21 protein-coding genes are annotated in these 20,308 nt (G+C 59.1%); 17 read left to right on the top strand and 4 right to left on the bottom strand.

Annotated features, from left to right (window positions below):
- Positions 1-39: 39 nt before the first annotated feature.
- From ACZ47E_RS14445 to ACZ47E_RS14435, 3 genes are all read left to right on the top strand, one after another.
- Positions 40-939: a LysR family transcriptional regulator gene (locus ACZ47E_RS14445; protein ID WP_278067734.1), complete on the top strand. Its 900-nt coding sequence runs from the start codon at positions 40-42 to the stop codon at positions 937-939.
- Between the two features lie 193 nt (positions 940-1,132).
- On the top strand, positions 1,133-1,756 hold the full coding sequence (locus ACZ47E_RS14440) for a TetR/AcrR family transcriptional regulator (RefSeq protein WP_044459519.1): 624 nt from the start codon (positions 1,133-1,135) through the stop codon (positions 1,754-1,756).
- A 23-nt stretch (positions 1,757-1,779) separates the two neighbouring features.
- Positions 1,780-2,223: an SRPBCC family protein gene (locus tag ACZ47E_RS14435; RefSeq protein WP_022563373.1), complete on the top strand. Its 444-nt coding sequence runs from the start codon at positions 1,780-1,782 to the stop codon at positions 2,221-2,223.
- Between the two features lie 218 nt (positions 2,224-2,441).
- Here ACZ47E_RS14435 and ACZ47E_RS14430 read toward each other — a convergent pair whose 3' ends face one another.
- On the bottom strand, positions 2,442-2,909 hold the full coding sequence (locus ACZ47E_RS14430) for an Lrp/AsnC family transcriptional regulator (protein WP_006699972.1): 468 nt from the start codon (positions 2,907-2,909) through the stop codon (positions 2,442-2,444).
- A gap of 120 nt (positions 2,910-3,029) precedes the next feature.
- On the opposite strand from ACZ47E_RS14430, the gene ACZ47E_RS14425 reads away from it, so the two are divergent.
- From ACZ47E_RS14425 to ehuA, 11 genes are all read left to right on the top strand, one after another.
- Positions 3,030-4,508, top strand: a complete 1,479-nt coding sequence (locus ACZ47E_RS14425; RefSeq protein ID WP_037090519.1) for an NAD-dependent succinate-semialdehyde dehydrogenase — start codon at positions 3,030-3,032, stop codon at positions 4,506-4,508.
- A gap of 13 nt (positions 4,509-4,521) precedes the next feature.
- A complete protein-coding gene (locus ACZ47E_RS14420; RefSeq protein WP_100911317.1) occupies positions 4,522-5,925 on the top strand; it encodes an aspartate aminotransferase family protein in 1,404 nt (467 codons plus the stop codon).
- Positions 5,926-6,094: 169 nt separating this feature from the next.
- Positions 6,095-7,543, top strand: a complete 1,449-nt coding sequence (ehuR, locus tag ACZ47E_RS14415; protein ID WP_108081752.1) for a MocR-like ectoine utilization transcription factor EhuR — start codon at positions 6,095-6,097, stop codon at positions 7,541-7,543.
- A 68-nt stretch (positions 7,544-7,611) separates the two neighbouring features.
- The gene (gene eutB, locus ACZ47E_RS14410) at positions 7,612-8,631 is read left to right on the top strand and encodes a hydroxyectoine utilization dehydratase EutB (protein ID WP_278067736.1); all 1,020 of its coding nucleotides are present in this window, start codon (positions 7,612-7,614) and stop codon (positions 8,629-8,631) included.
- Positions 8,628-9,641, top strand: coding sequence for an ectoine utilization protein EutC (eutC, locus tag ACZ47E_RS14405; RefSeq protein ID WP_278067737.1), 1,014 nt, complete (start codon positions 8,628-8,630; stop codon positions 9,639-9,641). Before eutB ends, eutC begins: the two co-directional genes overlap by 4 nt.
- A complete protein-coding gene (gene doeA / locus ACZ47E_RS14400) occupies positions 9,638-10,816 on the top strand; it encodes an ectoine hydrolase DoeA (RefSeq protein WP_035207453.1) in 1,179 nt (392 codons plus the stop codon). The genes eutC and doeA overlap by 4 nt, the downstream gene beginning before the upstream one ends.
- Before the next feature lie 4 nt (positions 10,817-10,820).
- Positions 10,821-11,834, top strand: coding sequence for a N(2)-acetyl-L-2,4-diaminobutanoate deacetylase DoeB (gene doeB, locus ACZ47E_RS14395; RefSeq protein WP_112637367.1), 1,014 nt, complete (start codon positions 10,821-10,823; stop codon positions 11,832-11,834).
- Positions 11,835-11,894: 60 nt separating this feature from the next.
- A complete protein-coding gene (ehuB, locus tag ACZ47E_RS14390; protein WP_004437452.1) occupies positions 11,895-12,746 on the top strand; it encodes an ectoine/hydroxyectoine ABC transporter substrate-binding protein EhuB in 852 nt (283 codons plus the stop codon).
- A 60-nt stretch (positions 12,747-12,806) separates the two neighbouring features.
- A complete protein-coding gene (gene ehuC / locus ACZ47E_RS14385) occupies positions 12,807-13,472 on the top strand; it encodes an ectoine/hydroxyectoine ABC transporter permease subunit EhuC (RefSeq protein ID WP_022563364.1) in 666 nt (221 codons plus the stop codon).
- 12 nt (positions 13,473-13,484) lie between these two features.
- Entirely contained in the window at positions 13,485-14,177 is a 693-nt protein-coding gene (gene ehuD, locus ACZ47E_RS14380) for an ectoine/hydroxyectoine ABC transporter permease subunit EhuD (protein ID WP_112416534.1), read from the top strand.
- Positions 14,174-14,953, top strand: a complete 780-nt coding sequence (gene ehuA / locus ACZ47E_RS14375) for an ectoine/hydroxyectoine ABC transporter ATP-binding protein EhuA (RefSeq protein WP_006699965.1) — start codon at positions 14,174-14,176, stop codon at positions 14,951-14,953. Before ehuD ends, ehuA begins: the two co-directional genes overlap by 4 nt.
- 185 nt (positions 14,954-15,138) lie before the next feature.
- Here the strand turns inward: ehuA and ACZ47E_RS14370 are convergent, their stop codons facing one another.
- On the bottom strand, positions 15,139-16,179 hold the full coding sequence (locus tag ACZ47E_RS14370) for a LacI family DNA-binding transcriptional regulator (protein ID WP_006699964.1): 1,041 nt from the start codon (positions 16,177-16,179) through the stop codon (positions 15,139-15,141).
- The gene (locus tag ACZ47E_RS14365; protein WP_139786391.1) at positions 16,176-16,457 is read right to left on the bottom strand and encodes a hypothetical protein; all 282 of its coding nucleotides are present in this window, start codon (positions 16,455-16,457) and stop codon (positions 16,176-16,178) included. The genes ACZ47E_RS14370 and ACZ47E_RS14365 overlap by 4 nt, the downstream gene beginning before the upstream one ends.
- Here ACZ47E_RS14365 and ACZ47E_RS14360 point away from each other — a divergent pair.
- The 3 genes from ACZ47E_RS14360 to ACZ47E_RS14350 all read left to right on the top strand — a co-directional run bounded on the left by ACZ47E_RS14360 (position 16,444) and on the right by ACZ47E_RS14350 (position 19,711).
- Positions 16,444-17,346 (top strand): sugar phosphate isomerase/epimerase family protein, encoded by a 903-nt coding sequence (locus ACZ47E_RS14360; RefSeq protein ID WP_037090498.1) that lies wholly within the window; start codon positions 16,444-16,446, stop codon positions 17,344-17,346. The two genes, ACZ47E_RS14365 and ACZ47E_RS14360, sit on opposite strands and share 14 nt — an antisense overlap.
- An 81-nt stretch (positions 17,347-17,427) precedes the next feature.
- Complete coding sequence (locus ACZ47E_RS14355; RefSeq protein WP_278067738.1) at positions 17,428-18,600, top strand: Gfo/Idh/MocA family protein; 1,173 nt, start codon at positions 17,428-17,430, stop codon at positions 18,598-18,600.
- Between the two features lie 181 nt (positions 18,601-18,781).
- Positions 18,782-19,711: a sugar phosphate isomerase/epimerase family protein gene (locus ACZ47E_RS14350; protein WP_113344263.1), complete on the top strand. Its 930-nt coding sequence runs from the start codon at positions 18,782-18,784 to the stop codon at positions 19,709-19,711.
- 177 nt (positions 19,712-19,888) lie between these two features.
- Here ACZ47E_RS14350 and ACZ47E_RS14345 read toward each other — a convergent pair whose 3' ends face one another.
- Entirely contained in the window at positions 19,889-20,251 is a 363-nt protein-coding gene (locus tag ACZ47E_RS14345) for a hypothetical protein (RefSeq protein ID WP_034500166.1), read from the bottom strand.
- Between the last annotated feature and the right edge of the window lie 57 nt (positions 20,252-20,308).

The raw sequence follows: 20,308 nt of genomic DNA, 5'->3' as shown, positions 1-20,308 counted from the left end.
ATTTTTCTCGAATGAATTGCGATTTTTGAAATAATAGAGATGAACGATCACAAAGCTCTCAAAACCTTCCTGATGGCGGCCGAAAAGCGCAACTTCGCGCAGGTGGCCCGTGAACTCGGCATGACGGCAGCGGCCGTCACCCGTGCGATTGCAGCACTTGAAGATGATCTCGGCGTGCAATTATTCGTCCGGACCACCCGTCAGGTATCGCTCACGACGGACGGGGCCGTCTTCGCCGCACAGATTCAGCCGCCGGTCGAGGCTTTGGAGAACGCCCGGCGCGATGTTCGCAACGCCCACAAGGCCGACGAGGGACGCCTGAGGATCAGCGCGCCGACATGGCTCGGCAAAACGGTGCTGCCGCCGATCCTGTCGGGCTTCCGGGAACTCTATCCGAAAATGTGCTTCGAGATTTCGTTATCGGACGGCCTGGTCAATATCGTGGATGATGACTACGATCTGGCGATCCGTATCTCGTCCGCCCCATCGGACAAATTCACCATATGGCGCAAGATCAGGGCTGTACCGCGCATATTGGTGGCGGCTCCGGGCAGCCGGTTCGCGCAGATGAAACACCCAGCTGAACTGACGCCTGACGATTGCCTTGCCTACAGCGGCGAGAGCCGTCGGGAGAATTGGGTCTTGTCAGATGGCGGGTCAAGTATCACGATAACGGCAGGTCGTGCGTTCAGCGCCAATAGCGGCGAGGTTCTGGCCGATATGGCTGCGGATGGCGCAGGGGTCGCCTTGCTGCCGGGCTTCAACATCGCACAGCATATCCACAGTGGCCGCCTCGTCCATGTCCTGCCCGGCTGGTCGCCGCCGGAACTCTGGCTGACGCTCTATTATCCGCCCTATCAGGCCCTGCCGCCCCGCATCGCAACTTTCTCGAAATTTTTCGAAGAACAGTTACCAGCCTACATGGTGGCGCTGGAGTAGAACTGCCCGGATCTGCGCATTAATGACGGCGCGGGAGCGGCGCGCTCCCTCGCGGGATCGAGCGCGCGCCTTCTGTTATGCGCCATCTTGCCCAACAATATTGGACCGGGAAGTCACCGGACAACACACCAGTAAAATTCCGCTTGATTAAATACCGACTAGTCTGTATTTAATCAAGCAAGGGAGATTTGATGTGGCAAGGAAACAGAACCCATTAACCAGGCCGGGCCTGCTGGAGGCGGCATTTACCGTCATCCGGACGAAAGGTTACGCCGCGACGACAGTTGACGATGTCTGCGCCAAGGCCGAGCTGTCCAAAGGTGCATTCTTTCACCATTTCTCCAGCAAGGAGGAAATGGCGGTCGCGGCTGCCCAGCACTGGTCGGAGGTAACCGGTGCCGTGTTCGAAACCGCGTCCTATCACGATGCCGCTGATCCACTGGAGCGACTGCTGAACTATGTCGCCTTCCGCAAGCAGTTGATACAGGGCGACTTGCCGGATTTTACCTGCTTTGTCGGCACGATGGCGCAGGAGGTTTACGAGACCAGCGAGGCGATCCGGCAAGCGTGCTGGACCAGCATTTCAGGCCACGCCGAAACACTTGTCAGCGATATCGAAGCAGCCCTGGATCAATACAGGATAACAGAGACATTTACGGCGGAAAGTCTTGCCCTGCACATTCAAGCCGTCATCCAGGGCGCCTTCATTCTGGCAAAAGCGAGCGGGAATCCGCAGCAAGCCGTCGAAAGCCTCGACCATCTTCACCGCTATATCCGGCTGCTGTTCAGCCCGACAATGATCGACCACGTTGAATGACAACGCATCAACAGGAGGAAACCATGCCAAGCGTCATTCGTCTACATCGCGTCTTCGCAACGAAACCCGAAAAGCTCTATCGCGCTTTCATCGAACCGGATGCGATTTCAAGCTGGCTCCCGCCATTCGGGTTCACCTGCACCGTTCATGAACTGAATGCGAAGGTCGGCGGCAATCACCGGATGTCTTTCCGAAATTTCACGACGGGAGACAGTCATTCCTTTGGCGGGACCTATGTTGAACTCGTACCCGGAGAGCGCCTTGTCTACACGGACCGCTTCGACGATCCCAACCTGCCTGGCGAAATGAAAGTCACGGTGAACATGAAGGCAGTCGCATCCGGCACCGAAGTGAATATCGAACAGGAGGGCGTGCCGGATATCATTCCGGCTGATGCGTGTTATCTCGGCTGGCAGGAGTCACTGCGCAAGCTTGCCAAACTCGTGGAACCCGAAATCACGCAATAGCGCTCGACAATGTTCCAAATTGCGAGCGCATGATCTGCCTGCGCAGGGCTTACATGAACTCCCAGCTCCCGGAGGCTCCGGATCTGTCATCGTACGGATATCCGGGCCTCCTTCCTTTCCCCGCTGCTTGGGCAGGGTCTTGCAGCCCGTCCAGAACTAGAACGACCGTACAAAAGGCGGAAGTCCCGACACAGACATGTTAGCAGACCTCTGGCCGGTCAGTCTTCGATAGGAAAGGCGAATCCGGCCTTCACGCGGTCCATGACGACCATTGTCTTGAACCCTTTAATGTCGTGGTTTTCATAAAAGAAGCGGCGGGTGAAGGCCTCGTAGTCCTCCATGTCCTTTGCCGTGATTACCAGAATGAAATCGGCATCACCGGTGACATAATAGCCGATCATGACTTCGCGCGTCGCACGGATCGCCGCCTTGAAGCGATCGACGATGTCCGCGCGCTCCCGTTCCAGCGACACGAGGACGATCATGGTGATGCCCCGTCCCACGGCTTTGGGCGAGATGATCGCCACATCCGCCTCGATCACTCCCTCCTCCCGTAATCGCTTGAGCCGCCTCTGGCAGGCCGTCGGCGAGAGATTGACGATCCGCGCCAGCTCCTCCGACGTCAGACGGTTGTTCTTTTGCACGGCGTCAAGCAGCGCCCTGTCAGCTCGATCAATATTGGTCATGCAGAATTCCTGCGTATTTGGGTAAAATTAGCATTATTCCTGCGTCAAACAGGAAATAAATGCCGGAGATCGATCATGCAGCGACGCTAAGCTCCACGCAAATGAAAACGGAGCATATTCATGAAAGGTATTGCCAGCGCCGCGTTGAAGAACCTTCGCCGGCCCGATCTGATCGAGCATCGCGCCTTTTTGGACGGGGTATGGGTGGAGCGCAGCGAGAGGCTGAGCGTCATCGACCCAGCAGGCGGCGACCATCTCGTGGATGTGACCGCCTGCTCTCTCGATGATGTCGATTCCGCCATAGAGGCCGCCAGCGCAGCCTTCCTTCACTGGCGCGAGACGCTGCCGGTAGAACGCGGCGACATCCTGCGGAGCTGGGGCAGACTGATGCGCGACAATGCGCGCGATCTCGCCATTATCATCAGCGCCGAGCAGGGCAAGCCGTTTGAAGAATCGCTGGGGGAAATTTCCTACGCGGCCAATTTTCTCGACTGGTTCGCGAGCGAAGGCGAGCGATCCTATGGCGAGACAATACCGAGCCACCTGAAAGGTGGCAATCTCTCCGTACGGATGCAGCCGATCGGCGTAACGGCAGCGATCACGCCATGGAACTTCCCGTCAGCCATGATAGCCCGCAAGGCAGGAGCGGCCCTTGCCGCCGGTTGCACCATGATCGTCAAGCCGGCACCCGAAACTCCGCTCTCGGCGCTGGCTCTGGCAAAACTTGCGGAGGAGGCAGGCATGCCGGCCGGCGTATTGCAGGTACTGCCCGGTGAAGCCGCGCCTCTGGCGCGTCGTCTTCTGGAGCATACCGATGTGCGGGCGTTCTCCTTCACTGGCTCGACGGAGGTCGGGCGGCTGCTCCTTACCCAGTCGGCGGCAACCGTCAAGAAAGCGTCGCTGGAGCTGGGTGGTCATGCACCCTTCATCGTATTTGGGGATTCTGATCTTTCTCAAGCGGTGGCGGGGTGCATCAGCGCCAAATTCGCTACATCTGGCCAGGACTGCCTGGCGGCAAATCGCATCTATGTTCAGCGAACGCTCTATGACCGCTTCATCGATCGGTTTGCCGACGCAACTTCCAGACTGACCGTTGGCCACGGCCTTGAACCGGGCATCGACATTGGGCCGATGACACGGCCATCAGTCGCCGAAAAGTGCCGTCAGCAGATCGCACAGGCGCTCTCCGCTGGCGCGCGCCTCGTCTGCGGCGGGCAGGACAGTCCGCTCGGCGGCAATTTCGTAACGCCAACCGTGCTGGCTGATGTGACTGACGACATGCTGATCGCACGTGAGGAAACCTTCGGGCCTGTAGCCGCCATCCTTCCCTTCGATGACGAGAATGAGGTCGTCCGCCGCGCCAATGCTACCGAGATGGGGCTTGCGGCCTATGTCTACACCAACGATCTGGGCCGGGCGATGCGCCTGACCGACCAGCTGGAATACGGCATGGTTGCCGTCAATACGCCGAAATTCACCGGTGCGCCAATTCCCTTCGGCGGCTGGAAACAATCCGGCCTCGGTCGCGAAGGCTCGCGCCACGGCCTGATGGAATATCTTGAACCCAAATATGTCTGCTTCGGCAATCTGGCTGCCTGAAAGGAACCCGCCTATGACCATCGACATCAAAAATATCGCGGAAATGGATCGAAATGCGGTTCTGCACCCCTTCACGCAGCTGAAAGACTTCGCCAGCGGCAAGCTCGGGGAACCGACCATAGTTGAAACCGGCAAGGGCATCCGCATTCAGGACGCCCACGGCAAGCAGTTGATCGATGGCTTTGCCGGTCTTTATTGCGTCAATGTCGGTTACGGTCGCACCGAGGTGGCGGAAGCCATTTCCCGTCAGGCCTATCGGCTCGCCTATTATCATTCCTACGCCGCTCACACGACCGACGAACTGGCGATCCTGTCCGACCGGCTGGTGAAGATGGCGCCCGGCAAGATGAGCAAGGTGTTTTACGGCATGTCCGGCTCGGACGCCAACGAGACCCAGGCCAAGCTCGTCTGGTATTACAACAATCTGCGCGGCAAGCCAGAGAAGAAGAAGATCATTTCCCGCGAGCGGGGATATCACGGCTGCAGCGTGGTTTCCGGTTCCATGACCGGCATGAGCTTTTATCATGACCACATGGACCTGCCGCGCGCTGGCGTGCTGCATACCGGCGTCCCCCACCATTATTGGGGCGCTGAAGCCGGTGAAACCGAACAGGAATTTTCAAAACGGCGCGCCGACGAACTGGAAGAGCTCATTCTGCGCGAAGGCCCCGACACAATCGGTGCCTTTATTGCTGAACCGGTGCTTGGCACGGGGGGTATCACGCCGCCGCCGGAAGGCTACTGGTCGGCGATACAGGATGTTCTCAGAAAATACGATGTCCTGTTGATCGCCGATGAGGTGATTACCGGCTTCGGGCGTACAGGCTCCATGTTCGGCTCACAACATTACGGCATCGAGCCGGATCTGATCACCGTCGCCAAAGGGCTGACATCAGCCTATTTCCCGCTCTCCGGCGCGATCGTAGGAGAGAAAGTCTACAAGGTGATGGAGGACGGCGCTGATCGCGTCGGCGCCTTCTCGCACGGCTACACCTATTCCGGACATCCCATCGGTGCGGCTGCGGCAAACGCCGTGCTTGATATCGTGGAAAAGGAAGACCTGCCGGGCAATGCACGGGCCGTCGGCAACTATTTTCAGGAGCAGTTGAAGGCAAGGTTCGCACAGCTTCCAATCGTCGGCGAGGTGCGTGGCGTGGGCCTGATGGGCGCCATCGAATTCGTGGCGGACCGGGAAAAGAAGACACGTTTTGCACCGGGTCTTGCGGTTGGTGCACGCGTTTCGAAGGCGGCACGCAACGGCGGCCTTATTGCGCGGGCCATGCCGCATGGCGATATTCTGGGCTTTGCACCGCCGCTCGTGACGACGAAGGCGGAGGTGGACGAGATCATCGCCATCGCCGAAGCCGCCGTCCGCAGCGTCATGGATGATCTGGTCCAGGCTGGCGAAAAAATCTGATCACCAGCGAGGCTTTTACCGGACCGGGAACTGCTCGTCTGGACAGCAGGGAGATGACGATTGCGCCTGTTTTGGATGCAATTGTCATCTACGCTGCATAAGGCTTCATCTTTTCACCGAACCGTGCATAATGTCATGAAATCATCTTCGTCTAAAACGAGACAATTTCATGCGCCGTCAAGCCAATCCGCTCAGCCTCGATCCGGTTCCCGCAACGAAACCGGTGGCATGGCGGCCAGTTCTCGCCAAGCAGAAGGGCGAAACGAAACATTCGGCACTGACCGAACGCATCATCGCCGATATCGACGCCGGCGTTCTGAAGCCGATGGACCGCATGCCGACCCATCGCGACCTCGCCCGTGAACTCGGCCTCTCCGTCCAGACCGTCAGCCTCTCCTACAAGGAGGCCGAGCGGCTGGGCTATCTCAGCGGCGAGATCGGCCGAGGCACCTTCGTGAAGACACGGGTGACGGAACGGGCGGGCCGCATGATGCTCGACCACAGCCCGACTGAGGTCCTCGATCTCTCCATTATCCGCGGCGTCTATCTCGACGAGCATGAAAACGCCTCACGCGCCATCCTTCGTGAATTGGCCGATGGTGACAATTCGGGTTTCATGCGCCCCTGCCGGCCGGTGGCCGGCCTCGACAGCCACCGGGAAACCGCCCGAACCTGGCTCACCATGATGGGCGTGACCGCCGGGGCGGAGCGTATCCTCGTCACTAACGGCGCAGCCCACGGCATTTTCCTTGCCCTGAGCTGCATCATTCGATCGAACGACGTGGTTCTCTGCGAGAACCTCACGGACCACGGCATTATCGGCCTGTCGAACATTCTCGGTTTCAGTCTCAAGGGCCTGCCGACCGATGAAGAGGGCGTTTTACCGGACGCGCTGGAGGCCGCGTGTGCATCAGGCGGCGTCAGGGCGCTGGTGCTTATTCCCACCCTCAACAATCCCACGGGGCATGTATCGGGCGCGGAGCGCAGACGGGAGATTGCGACAATTGCCGAACGCTACGGCGTCTTTGTCATCGAAGACGAAGTTTATCGCCCGATCATCGAGGATGATTTGCCATCCATCACTGAAATGCTGCCCGATCTGGGCTTTTTCGTCACCAGCTTCACCAAGACGGTGCTGACCGGGCTGCGCGTTGGTTATCTCGTCGTACCACCCGCCTATTCCATCCGCGCCGCCTCCATCCTGCGTGTATCGAGCTGGAGTGGAACCTATCTCACGGCAGAAATCGCCACGCGCTGGGTAGAAAACGGCACCGCAAGGCGGCTGCTGGACGTCCAGCGCGCTGAAGCGCGCATGCGGCAGAAAATTGCCGCGGACATATTGAGCCACCATATCGCCTCGACCCACTCCCTGTCCTTTTGTGCCTGGCTGAAGGTTCCGCCACGCTGGACTGAGGACGGCCTTGTACGTGCGCTGACGAACCAGAATGTCGCGGTAACCCCATCAGAACCATTCATTGCCGGACCCGGCCATGGCGGCGGCATCCGCATATGCCTCGGCGGCCGCCTCAATCATGCAAGCCTGGCCAAGGCTTTAAACACCGTACGGCAGACCTTCGAGCAACTGCCCCCGGTCTATGATATCGGCTCGATCGGCTGAGGCTGTCGATCGAAAATCATTGAATCATTACAATATAATAATTGACATGATTTTACTTCGCTCACAACATGACAATCATGAAGAGCGAAAACCCGTCCGTATCCGCCGAAAAAAGCCCGCTTCCGGTCTCGCTGGCCGCGATAGAGCAGGCGGCCGCGCGGCTTGCCGGACAGGTGGAGCGAACCCCGCTGGTCCGCTCGGACAATCTGTCCGAAAGCTGTGGCCATCCCGTTCATCTGAAGCTTGAAACCCGTCAACCAATCGGCGCCTTCAAACTGCGCGGCGCGATGAATGCCATATTCTCGCTTGACGATGAGGCGCGCAAACGTGGCCTCGTCACCGCCTCGACAGGCAATCATGGCCGGGCGGTGGCCTATGCGGCAGAGAAACTCGGTATTCCTGCCACGATCTGCATGTCGTCGCTGGTGCCGGCAAACAAGGTGGAAGCGATCCGGGCGCTGGGCGCAGAGATCCGGATCGTGGGCAGGTCGCAGGATGACGCGCAGGAGGAAGTGGAGCGCCTGACCAAAAGCGGCGGCCTCACCGCTATCCCGCCGTTCGATCATGCCGAGGTCGTGGCTGGCCAGGGCACGATTGGCCTCGAAGTCGTTGAAGACATGCCCGACCTCAAGACAATTCTCGTTCCTCTCTCGGGCGGCGGTCTCGCGGGCGGTATCGCCGTCGCGGTGAAAGCGCTAAGCCCAAGCGCGCGGGTCATCGGCATTTCCATGGAGCGAGGTGCGGCCATGCATGCGTCGGTCAAAGCCGGTCGTCCCGTCTCGGTCCAGGAGGAAGAAACGCTGGCGGATTCGCTCGGCGGCGGGATTGGACTGGCGAACCGTGTGACCTTTGCGCTTTGCCAGGCATTGCTTGATGACATCGCGCTGGTTTCCGAAGACGAGATCGCAGCAGGCATCCGCCATGCGGCGCACGAGGAAGGACTGACAGTGGAAGGCGCGGGCGCCGTTGGCTTCGCCGCCGTCCTGTCGGGCAAGGTCAACATCAGCGGCCCGACCGCGATCATCGTATCGGGCGAAAACATCGATCCGGCGCTCCACAAGACCATCATCGACAGGGGAACCGCATGAGCCGCATCACCATCCTGACCGAAAAAGACCTGCGCGCCATCGTTAAGCTCGACCTTTCCGCGGTCAACTGCGTGGAGCAGGCCTTGGGCGCCCTTGCCACCAAAGCTGTCGCCATGCCGCCGATCCTCCGGCTCGATATTCCCGAATTTCGCGGCGAAGTGGATGTTAAGACTGCCTATGTGCCGGGTTTCGACGGCTTTGCCATCAAGGTCAGCCCCGGCTTCTTCGACAATCCGACGCTTGGGCTACCGAGCCTCAATGGCCTGATGATCCTCTTCAGCGCGAGGACCGGGCTGGTGGAGGCCCTGCTTCTCGACAACGGTTATCTCACCGATGTGCGCACCGCTGCGGCCGGTGCAGTTGCGGCGCGGCACATGGCACGAAAGGACGCGTCCGTCGCAACGATTTTCGGGGCGGGCATGCAGGCGCGTCTGCAGCTTGAGGCTTTGACGCTGGTACGCCCGATCAAATCCGTCCGGATCTGGGCTCGGAACCATGACAAGGCTGAAAAGCTCGCAAACGATTTTACCAGGGAACACGGCATCGAAGTTTCCGCGGTGGCCGATCCCGAGGCGGCCGTGCGGCGCGCAGACATCATCGTCACCACGACACCGGCCGAAAAGCCAATCCTGCTCGCCGACTGGCTGGAAGAAGGCCAGCATCTGACCGCGATGGGATCGGATGCCGAGCACAAGAACGAAATCGATCCGGCCGTATTCGCCAGAGTGCGCTATGTCGCGGACAGGCTTACGCAGACCCGCATTCTCGGCGAATTGCATCACGCGATTGCCGCGGGTTACGTCGAGCGGGATCAGTCCTTCGCGGAGCTTGGAGAGGTGATTGCCGGCAAGTCACAGGGCCGCCTCTCGAACGAAGACATCACCTTTGCCGATCTGACCGGCACCGGCGTGCAGGACACAGCCATCGCCAATCTCGCCTTTGCCCGCGCCAAAGACGCAGGCAGCGGCCAAATCATCGAAAACAGCGTAAAAATGGGAGACGCAGCGTGAGTGTAACGCTGAACTTTACGCGCGAGGAATATGCCGCGCGCCTGGCTAAAACCCGGAAAGCCATGGAAAGTGCCGGTATCGACCTGCTTGTCGTCACCGACCCGTCCAACATGCATTGGCTGACGGGTTATGACGGCTGGTCCTTCTACGTCCACCAATGTGTGCTCGTGCCGCCTGATGGTGAGCCGATCTGGTATGGCCGCAAGCAGGATGCCAATGGCGCCAGGCGCACGGCGTACCTCGCCCATGACAATATCATCGGCTATCCCGATCACTATGTTCAATCGACCGAACGGCACCCGATGGACCTGTTGTCGCAGATCATCGAGGAACGGGGCTGGTCAGGCCTGGCGGTCGGTGTCGAAATGGACAATTATTACTTCTCGGCAGCAGCTTTCGCATCACTGAACAAACATCTGCCAAACGCACGTTTCAAGGATGCCGCCGGCCTCGTGAACTGGCAGCGTGCTGTCAAAAGCCCGACCGAACTCGACTATATGCGCAAGGCGGGCAAGATCGTCGAACTGATGCACAAGCGTATCGTCGACGTCGTTGAACCGGGCATGCGCAAGTGCGATCTCGTGGCAGAGATATACGATGCCGGCATTCGGGGCACCGCAGAATTCGGCGGCGACTATCCCGCCATCGTGCCGCTCCTTCCTTCCGGTGCCGACGCTTCCGCCCCGCACCTGACGTGGGACGACAAGCCAATGCGCTCAGGCGAAGGCACCTTCTTCGAAATCGCCGGCGCGTACCGTCGTTATCATTGCCCGCTGTCACGCACGGTCTTTCTCGGCAAACCGACACAGGCATTCCTTGACGCAGAGAAAGCAACGCTCGAGGGCATGGAGGCCGGTCTTTCCGCAGCCAAGCCCGGCAATACCTGCGAAGACATCGCCAATGCCTTTTTTGCCGTGCTGAAAAAATACGGGATCATCAAGGACAACCGCACCGGCTATCCGATCGGACTTTCTTATCCGCCTGATTGGGGCGAGCGCACCATGAGCCTTCGCCCCGGCGACCGCACGGAGCTGAAACCCGGCATGACGTTCCATTTCATGACCGGCCTGTGGCTGGAAGACATGGGGCTCGAAATCACCGAGAGCATCGCGATTACCGACACCGGTGTCGAATGCCTTTCCAATGTACCGCGGCAACTCTTCGTGAAGGGCTGAGACGATGCTGAAGACCGCGCTTCGCCCCTCCCCGATCACGCCCTCCGTCGATTTCTACGGCAAGGGCGTGCAACACGGTCATCTGCGGCTGCCCTACAGCCGCGATGACAGTGCCTGGGGCTCGGTGATGATCCCGATCTGCGTTATCGCCAATGGTGAGGGGCCGACCGCCCTGTTGACCGGCGCCAATCACGGCGATGAGTATGAGGGGCCGGCAGCGCTTTTCGAACTCGCCCAGACGCTCGAGCCGGCCGAAGTGAAAGGCCGCATCATCATTGTCCCAGCGCTCAACTACCCGGCCTTTCGCGCAGGTACACGCACCTCACCCATCGACCGGGGAAACCTCAACCGCAGCTTCCCCGGTCGCCCTGACGGTACCGTGACGGAGAAGATCGCCGACTACGTCACCCGTCATCTGATACCGCTCGCGGATATCGTTCTCGATTTTCATTCCGGCGGCAGGACGCTTGATTTCCTGCCCTATGCAGCGGCGCACGAATTGCCCGACAAAACTCAGGAAAGCCGTTGCTTTGATGCCGTGGCCGCTTTTGCTGCCCCCTATTCGATGAAGATGCTGGAAATCGACGCCGTCGGCATGCTGGACACGACCGTCGAGGAAATGGGCAAGGTCTTTGTCACCACCGAACTCGGCGGCGCCGGCACGGCGAGCGCGAAATCGATCGATATCGCCCGCAGGGGCACCATCAATCTGCTGCGACATGCAGGCATATTGGCCGGTTCACCCGTTGCCGCGCCAAGCCGTTGGCTGGATATGCCCTCCAGCGACTGCTTCACCTTTGCCGAAGACGACGGTCTCGTCGCCTTTGTCCGCGATCTGGGAGACGCGGTCACGGTTGGTGAGACAATCGCACGGGTTTATCCCATCGGGAAAACCGGCCTAGCACCGGTCGATTACCGTGCCTCCATGTCAGGGCTGCTTGCCGCGCGCCACGTACCCGGCCTCATCAAGGCTGGAGACTGCCTTTCCGTCATCGCCACGGTCACGGAGAATACCTAGCCACTAGAACACCGTGAGATCCGAAAACGGGCCACGCAACCCAACCAGAGGAGTTAGAACATGAAGATCACCAAATTCGCCGGCCTTTCCGCCCTCGCCCTTACCATCGGCGTGACGTCAGCCAGCGCGCTCACCGTCGAAGAAGTCAAAAGCCAGGGCTACATTCGCGCCGCCACGGCTAATGAAGTGCCCTATTCCTACATGCAGCCGGATGGCACCTCCGCTGGCATCGGCCCGGATGTGGCCAATGCGGTTTTGAAATCGATGGGCATCGAAGAGGTCAACTGGACGGTGACGCCCTTTGGCACGCTGATCCCCGGCCTCAAGGCCCGTCGCTTCGATTTTGCGGCCGCAGAACAGAATATCTCGCCCGAGCGCTGCAAACAGGTTGCCTTCACCGAGCCGAACTCATCCTATGGCGAAGGCCTGCTGGTGAAGAAAGGTAATCCGAAAAAGCTGACCACCTACGCCGATATCGCAAAGGACCCTTCGTTGAAGGTGGCCGTCGTGTCGGGCGCGAACAATGTCGACTTCCTGCGCGCCGTTGGCGTGAAGGAAGAACAGATCGTCTTCATCCCAGCCAATGCCGATGCCATCCCAACCGTGCAGAGCCGCGCCGACGCCTATGCGGCCACGGAGTTGACGGTTTCGGAACTCGCCAAGGGTCAGGCGAACGTCGAGCAGGTAAAGCCTTTCACCGATCCGGTCGTGAAGGATGCGCCGGTGCGCAACTACGGCGGTTTCGCTTTCCGCCCGGAAGACAAGGAACTGCGTGACGCCTTCAACGCTGCCCTGGTCGAATTCCGCAAGACCGACGACTACAAGAAAATCCTCGCCAAATACGGTCTCTCCGAACAGAGTATCGCGGCAGCGGCCGAAAAGAAGGTCGCCGATCTCTGCGCCGGCAAATAATGCCAGCCGGCGCCCGGGCATAACCGGGCGCCGTTCCTCGGGAATTCGGGAAAACTCCAGATGGACATGACTGCCTATCTGCCGATGTTGTGGCAAGGCGCCGTCGTCACCATGACGATTACGGTGGCAGCACTTGTCGTCGGCACCGTACTCGCTTTTTTCTTCGGCATTCTGCGCGTCGAGGGCGGACCCATCCTGTCGGCAATCGCGCTCTGTTATACGGAAGTGTTCCGCGGCACCTCGCTGCTGGTTCAGCTATTCTGGTTCTATTATGCCCTGCCGCTGGTCGGGCTGAGTTTCGATCCGATCACGACAGGGGTGCTGGTGCTTGCCGCCCACGCCGGTGGTTACGGAGCGGAAATCGTTCGCGGCGCGCTGTCGTCCGTCTCGGTGCAGCAGCTGGAAGCCGCACGCGCACTGAACTTCACGCGTATGCAGACGCTGTTTCGCATTTCGCTGCCGCAAGCTGTCGTTGAGATGATGCCGGCCTTCGGTAATCTCGCCATCGAGACGCTGAAGCTTTCTTCGCTTGTCTCGCTGATCTCGATTGCCGACCTCACCTTCGCGGCGCAGTCGATCCGCAACCTCACGCTCGATAGCGCCAGCATCTATTCGATTACGCTGCTTTGTTATTTCGCGATGTCGTTGATCCTGATGGTCCTCATCCGGGTGATCGAACGCTTCGTGCGCCGTGGCAACGTCTTCCCGCGCACGCGCCATTCGTAAGGATATCTTCTCATGATGTATGGTTACGAATGGGACACGACCACCTGGCTCACCTACACGACCTCCATCCTGCCCATCATTCTGATTGGGCTCACGGTAACGCTGAAGGCGGCCACCGCCGGCTTCGCGATTGCGCTTGTTCTGGGTCTCGTTTTCGCCCTGCTGCGCCGCAGCCGGGTGAAGATGATCTCCTGGCCGACGGCGCTGGTGGTCGAATTCCTTCGCGACACGCCGCTTCTGGTGCAGCTGTTCTTCCTTTATTACGTGCTTCCGGATTTCGGCATCGTCCTGCCGGCGTTTCTGACCGGCGCGCTGGCGCTCGGCCTGCAATATGCGGCTTACACCTCCGAAGTCTATCGCGGCGGCATCGAAGCGGTGCATCACGGCCAGTGGGAGGCGGCGACCGCCCTTAACCTGACGCGCATGCAGACCTACACGGACATCATCATTCCGCAGGCCGTTCCCCGCATTGTTCCGGCCATGGGCAACTATCTGGTTGCCATGATCAAGGAAACGCCGGTGCTTTCAGTCGTCACGGTTCTTGAAATGATGGGGCTTGCCAACATGATCGGCGAGCGAACTTTCGAATATCTGGTGCCGCTGACGCTTGTCGGCCTGATCTTCCTCCTTCTGACCATAATCTGCTCGGCAGGCCTCAGCCGCCTGCAAAGGGCGCTCCCAAAAGCAGGAATACCCTTGCGATGACCAACACCACCAATCAGCCACTCATCGAATTTTCGGATGTCACGAAACGCTTCGGCATTCTGACGGTGCTCGACCAGTTCAATTTCAGCGTGGCAAAGGGTGAAAAAGTCACCCTCATCGGCCCTTCCGGCTCCGGCAAGTCGACGGTCCTGCGCATTCTCATGACACTCGAACCCTTCCAGGAGGGAAAACTGACGCTGGCTGACATGTCTTACCATGAGCCGGGAGGCAAGGGCCCCTTCATGGCCTCGGAAAAACACCTGCGCCAGATCCGCAACCACGTCGGCATGGTTTTCCAGAGCTTCAATCTCTTTCCGCATATGACCGTGCTGCGCAACATCGTGGAGGCGCCGGTGCGTGTTCTGGGTATCGCCCGTGGAGAGGCTGAGGCGCGTGCGATCGAACTATTGAAAATGGTGGGGCTTGCGGACAAGAAAGATCATTATCCGGTTCAGCTTTCCGGCGGACAACAGCAGCGTGTCGCCATCGCCCGCTCGCTCGCCATGCGCCCGCGTGTATTGCTTTTCGATGAGCCGACCTCGGCGCTAGACCCGCAGCTGGTGGGCGAAGTGCTCTCCGTCATCCGCGATCTCGCGCATGAGCACGATCTGACGATGCTGCTTGTCACCCACGAAATGCGCTTTGCCCGTGAGGTATCGGACAGGGTCTGCTTCTTCGACAAGGGGCGCATCTGCGAACAGGGAAAGCCGGAGGAAATTTTTGGAGAGCCGAAAGAAGAGCGGACCCGCGAGTTTCTCTCTTCGGTTCTGCGGTAAGCATGGTTGCCCATAAAAAGCCGACTACGAAAAGCGTCCGCGTTCTCGCACCGTGCCACCGACCGCTGCCATTCTTCACCACGTATCGTAACAGGCGCGCGCACCACCGGCCTTGGTGTGGATTGGCTTTTCCCAATCGGTAATTTCACGCGGTTAGAGAATTTTGAATTCCCGCTACCCTGCGATCATGTCCAGATGCTTTCGGGCGTCAGGATTTCAAAAGGCACGATCCGCTGTTCGACGGAAGACGAATCCGCGTTCTCGATGCGCCGCAACATCACGTCTATCAATTGTTGCGGCATCCTGTCGAGGGGCAGTGGCAGCGAAGCGGTAATCAGCCCCTCATTCAAGCCCTTGCGCGTTTCCGGGCCGATATCGTTGCAGACGATCTTTATGCCGCGCTGTTTCTCTGCAGGCAGCTCCCTGAGCGCCCGCAAGACGCCCGATATGCCGCCGCCATTGACATATACCCCCCTGAGCCCTGGTTCGGCAGCAATGATGTCCCGAATGACGGCATAGGCATTTTCCGGCTCTTCATGGGTCAGCAGTGTTTCCGCTACCTGCAGTTCCGGCGTGTTCTCGCGCATGTAGGAGCGAAAACTGGCATCTGAAACATCCTGGCACTGATAACGGTTGCTGCCGATCAGGGGCACGACCACCCCCTCGCCTTTCACGGTCTGACTGAGGAACCAAGCGGCCGTCCGGCCGCGTTTCCAGCTGTCGGTTCCGACAAAACCCGCCCGGCTCGCCGCTGACAGATCGGACACATAGGTCACCACGGGAACACCTTTGCTCCGCAACTCATCAATGGCCTGGCTCACCAGCGGGTGATCGGCAGTCACAACCGCAATTGCGTTGCAGGACTGCCCCATCTTCAGGAGATTGGCGGAAACGGCCTCCGGTGAAAGATCGTCCTCAAAAACCACGTCCGGCTCGATGACGCTTTCCAGCCTCTGATGTGCGGCAGTGACGATCCCTTCTCCCCAAAGGCGGTAAAGCGGCCGGTGGGATTGCTGCAGCAGGAAGCCCAGCCTGTAATGTGGCAAGGCCTCGCGCCTTCGGTCCTTGATGGTGCCCAGACCATAAAACCCGATCTCCTGCGCCGCCTTGAGAATCTGGTCGATCGTATCCTGACGTACGGCGCTCGAACCGTGCAGCAGCCGGTTGACAGTGGAGATGCTGACGCCCGCGGCTCTCGCAAGATCGGCAATGGTGGGTCGATTCATGGCGCCCTCAATCGTATCATTGATGAATGACATGAAATGATACGAAATGCAACGCCAAATGAAATATAAATTCCATTTCCGCGAAAATGAAAGATATAAATCGGCCTGTCATTCAGGCCCATCGGGAGGATGGGCGGGGAGGAAGCAATGGCATTTTTCAGAAAATCTTTCGCGATACGAACCGCGTCGCTTGTGATGGCGTCCAGTGCCTTTGCGGCCATCCGCCCTCGCCATCCGGTCGAGACATAAGAAGGATCAAGATCAATGAAAATCGCCATCGACCCCCACATGCACCGTTTCACCAGCCTCGATGAGCTGCCCGCCAAAGTTAAGGAGCTAGGTTACGACTGGATCGAACTCAGCCCGCGCGCCGATTTCCTCGAATGGTTCAAGGCGCCGCGCGTGTTTCCCGAACGTATCAGGTCCTTCAAGAAGGCTTTGAAAGACGCCGATGTCGGCATCGCCGCGCTGCTGCCAATGTATCGCTGGGCCTCCAATGATGAAATCGAGCGGCAGGCAGCGGTCAAGCACTGGAAACGCGCTATCGAGATCGCAATCGAACTTGAGGTCGACACGATGAACTCGGAGTTCGGCCGCGGACCGCATCCCGACAAGGGCTCATGTTATTGCTGCCATACGGGTTCGATGATCGAGGCCTGCGAGGATGCATGGTGGCGCTCGATGGAAGAGCTGGTACCGATCTTCGAGCGCGAGAACATCAGCCTGCATGTCGAGCCGCATCCGGAAGACTGGTGCGAAACGCTGCAGCCGGCGCTTGATATCATCCGCACGGTCAACTCCAGGAACGTCAAATTCCTCTATTGCGCGCCACACACCTTCTATTTCGGCGACGACACCAAGGCGATGCTTCGGGAAGCCAAGGACGTGCTGGCCCATGTGCATGTCGGCGACACCTTCAACCACAGGGCAAGTTCTGGGCTCCGCTACATTCTCAACCCGCCCGGTACACAGGCAAGGGTGCACCAGCACCTGAATATCGGCCAGGGCGAAGTGCCATGGGACGACTTCTTCGGCACGCTCGCTGAAATCGGTTTCGACGGCATCATGACCTCCTGCGTCTTCGCCTGGGAAGACAGGGCGGATGAATCGAGCCGGTTCATGCGCGCCAAGATGCAGGACTATATCGACCTCTATTTCAAGAAATAACGCGACAAACCGGTGCTGGTGCCCAGGCAGAACCTGCCTCTGGCTACGCCATTCGAAACATCCGATGGAAAGACGATCGACATGATCAATGGAGAAAGACTGATTTCGCGACCGCTGCGCTGGGCCATGGTGGGCGGCGGCCGCACGGGACAGGTAGGATACAAGCACCGCACCGGCGCCCTGCGCGATGGCAATTACCAGCTCGTCGCCGGCGCCTTCGACCTGGATGCCGAAATGGGCCGCGATTTCGGCGTCAATCTCGGCGTGGCGGCGGAACGCTGCTATCCGGATTACAGGGCACTGATAGCTGGCGAAACCGCGCGCAAAGACGGTATTGACGTCGTCTCCATCGCCACCCCCAACTTTACCCATTACGAGATCACCAAGGCCTGCCTTGAAGCCGGGCTGCACGTCATCTGCGAAAAACCGTTATTCTTCACCGTTGCAGAATGTGACGAGGTGGCGCGACTGGCCGAACAGAAGGGACTGATCGTCGGCGTCACCTATGGCTATACCGGCCATCCGCTGGTGCACCAGATGGCGGCCATGGTCAAAAAGGGGATGCTGGGCGATATCCGCATCGTCGATCTGCAATATACCCACGGCTTCAATGCCGGCGACGATGTGGGCGCTGGCGAGGCCGTCAAATGGCGTACCAATCCCCGTACCGCTGGCCCGACCTTCGTGCTCGGCGATATCGGTACGCATCTCTATTATCTCTCGGAAATCGTGCTGCCGCACATGAAGGTGGAACGACTGCTTTGCGACCGGAAGGCCTTCATCCCGACGCGGGCGCCGCTGGAGGACCATGCGACGGTTCTCATGCATTATGATAATGGCGCACGCGGGCGTCTGTGGGTTTCTTCCGTCAATGCCGGCAATATGGGGTCGCAGCGTTACCGCTTCATCGGTTCCAGGGCGTCGCTTGAATGGTCAGATTCGCGTCCCGATCAGCTGATCTATCAGGTTCAGGGCGAGCCGGAGTGTATCCTGCATCACGGCATGCCGTATCTGGAAGACGAGAGCCTTGCTATCGATCGTATGGGCGCGCTGCACACCGAAGGTCTCGGTGATAGCTGGTCGAACATTTACCTCTGGATCGCCCAGGCAATCGATGCGGCCAATCGCGGTGACAGGGCTTTTCTCAAGACCCATCACTATCCCGGCATCGCAGCCGGCACAGAAGGCGTCCGCTGGCTGGAAAACTGCGTTCGTTCGGCCGATGCCGGTGCCACCTGGGTCGATTTCGCATAATGGATTAAGGGCATTCCGGATCAATCCTCCTCCGGCTGGGTCAGCCTTCAAGTGAAGATTTCACCATATTCACCAAGCGGACAGGCGGCCCTCCATCGTTGCCCTGCAAGCTGCCATCAACCGCTGAGACGTTGCACCGGGCTAGAGAACAGGCCGATGCCGCTGCCGCCATGAGGATCAAATGACCAACCCGATCACCATCACCACCGCTCCCTGCTGCTGGGGCGTCGACGACGTCAAGAACCCGCATCTTCCCCATTGGGAAAGGGTGCTGGACGAAGCGAAAGCAGCCGGTTTCGGCGGTCTTGAACTCGGCCCCTACGGTTATCTGCCGCTCGACCTCAGGCGCGTTTCGCAGGCGCTGGATGAACGAGGCCTCAAGATCGTCGCCGGCACCATCTTCGACGATCTGGTCTCACCCGGAAATCGCGACAATCTGCTACGCCAGACTGAGGAGATCTGCGCGCTGATAACGCGCCTGCCAAAGCCGGAAACCCATGCAGGCCAACGCTTTTCCGCCCCCTATCTGACGGTGATGGACTGGGGCCATGACGAGCGTGATTATGCCGCCGGACATTCTGACCGCGCGCCACGTCTCGATAAAACCGCCTGGCGGGGCATGGTCGAGAACATCCGGGCCATCGCAACGCTCGCCCGGGACAAATATGGCGTGCGCGCCACCTTACATCCCCATGCCGGCGGCTACATCGAGTTTGCCGATGAGTTGCAGCAGATCGTTGAGGACATTCCCGCAGATCTTGCGGGTCTCTGCCTCGATACCGGCCATATGGCCTATTCCGGCATGGACCCCGTCGCCACGTTGCGCCGCTATTGGGATCGCGTCGACTACATTCATTTCAAGGATATCGACGCCGCGGTCTTTCAGGAAGTGATGGCGGAGCGCATCCGCTTCTTCGAGGCCTGCGCCAAGGGCGTGATGTGTCCGATCGGCCGCGGCTCGATTAACTATCCAGCCATCCGCAGCCTCCTGACCGAACTTGGTTATGGCGGCTATATCACCATCGAACAGGAACGCGACCCGCGTAATACTGGCAGCATTCTCGATGATCTGGCAGCCAGCAGGGCATTTCTTGCAAAAAGCGGCTTCTGAACCCGAAGGGCGCGGCCAGCGGCCGCGTCTCCCGTTTTCATACCATGGCTGCCTCAATCTTCAACGATCGTTCGATCATATGCGAGAGCTTTTGAAGCGAGACACTATTCCCGCAACGCCAATATCGCGATGCCATGAAAGGCCGGGGCTACCTGACGACAGAGCCGGCTCTGCGAACTAAACCTCGACAGGCTCGCGGACATCATCCAGCAGAAAGTGCACGATCACATAAGGCGTGGTGTATTTTTGACCGCTATCCGACACGCTTTCGACACTGCCGCCATCGGAGGGATGCCACTTCTGGTAATGGGGATTATTGGCGATCAGCGTAATGGCCTTGCCCGCAAACCTGCCGTTCAACCGATAGCGAGCCTCGGCAAGCGGCCAAATTTTCTCGAAGTCCTGCTGGCTGATACGAACTTTCAAGGCTTTCCTGGAAATGGTTTTTCCCGGCGATCCATCCTCATGTGCCACCGGTGGAATATGCAAGTCGACCTCTTCCGCATCGTCCAGCAGAAAGGCAAATTCATCTGGCCACATCCGTCTCACGTATCGCTCCTCCCAAAGCTTAGCGCCCCACAGCACTCCCATGATAGC

This window comes from Agrobacterium sp. 5Ca39 (assembly GCF_055382365.1).
The sequence above is the reverse complement of the archived record's forward strand: the minus strand, read 5'-3'. Positions and strand labels throughout refer to the sequence as shown.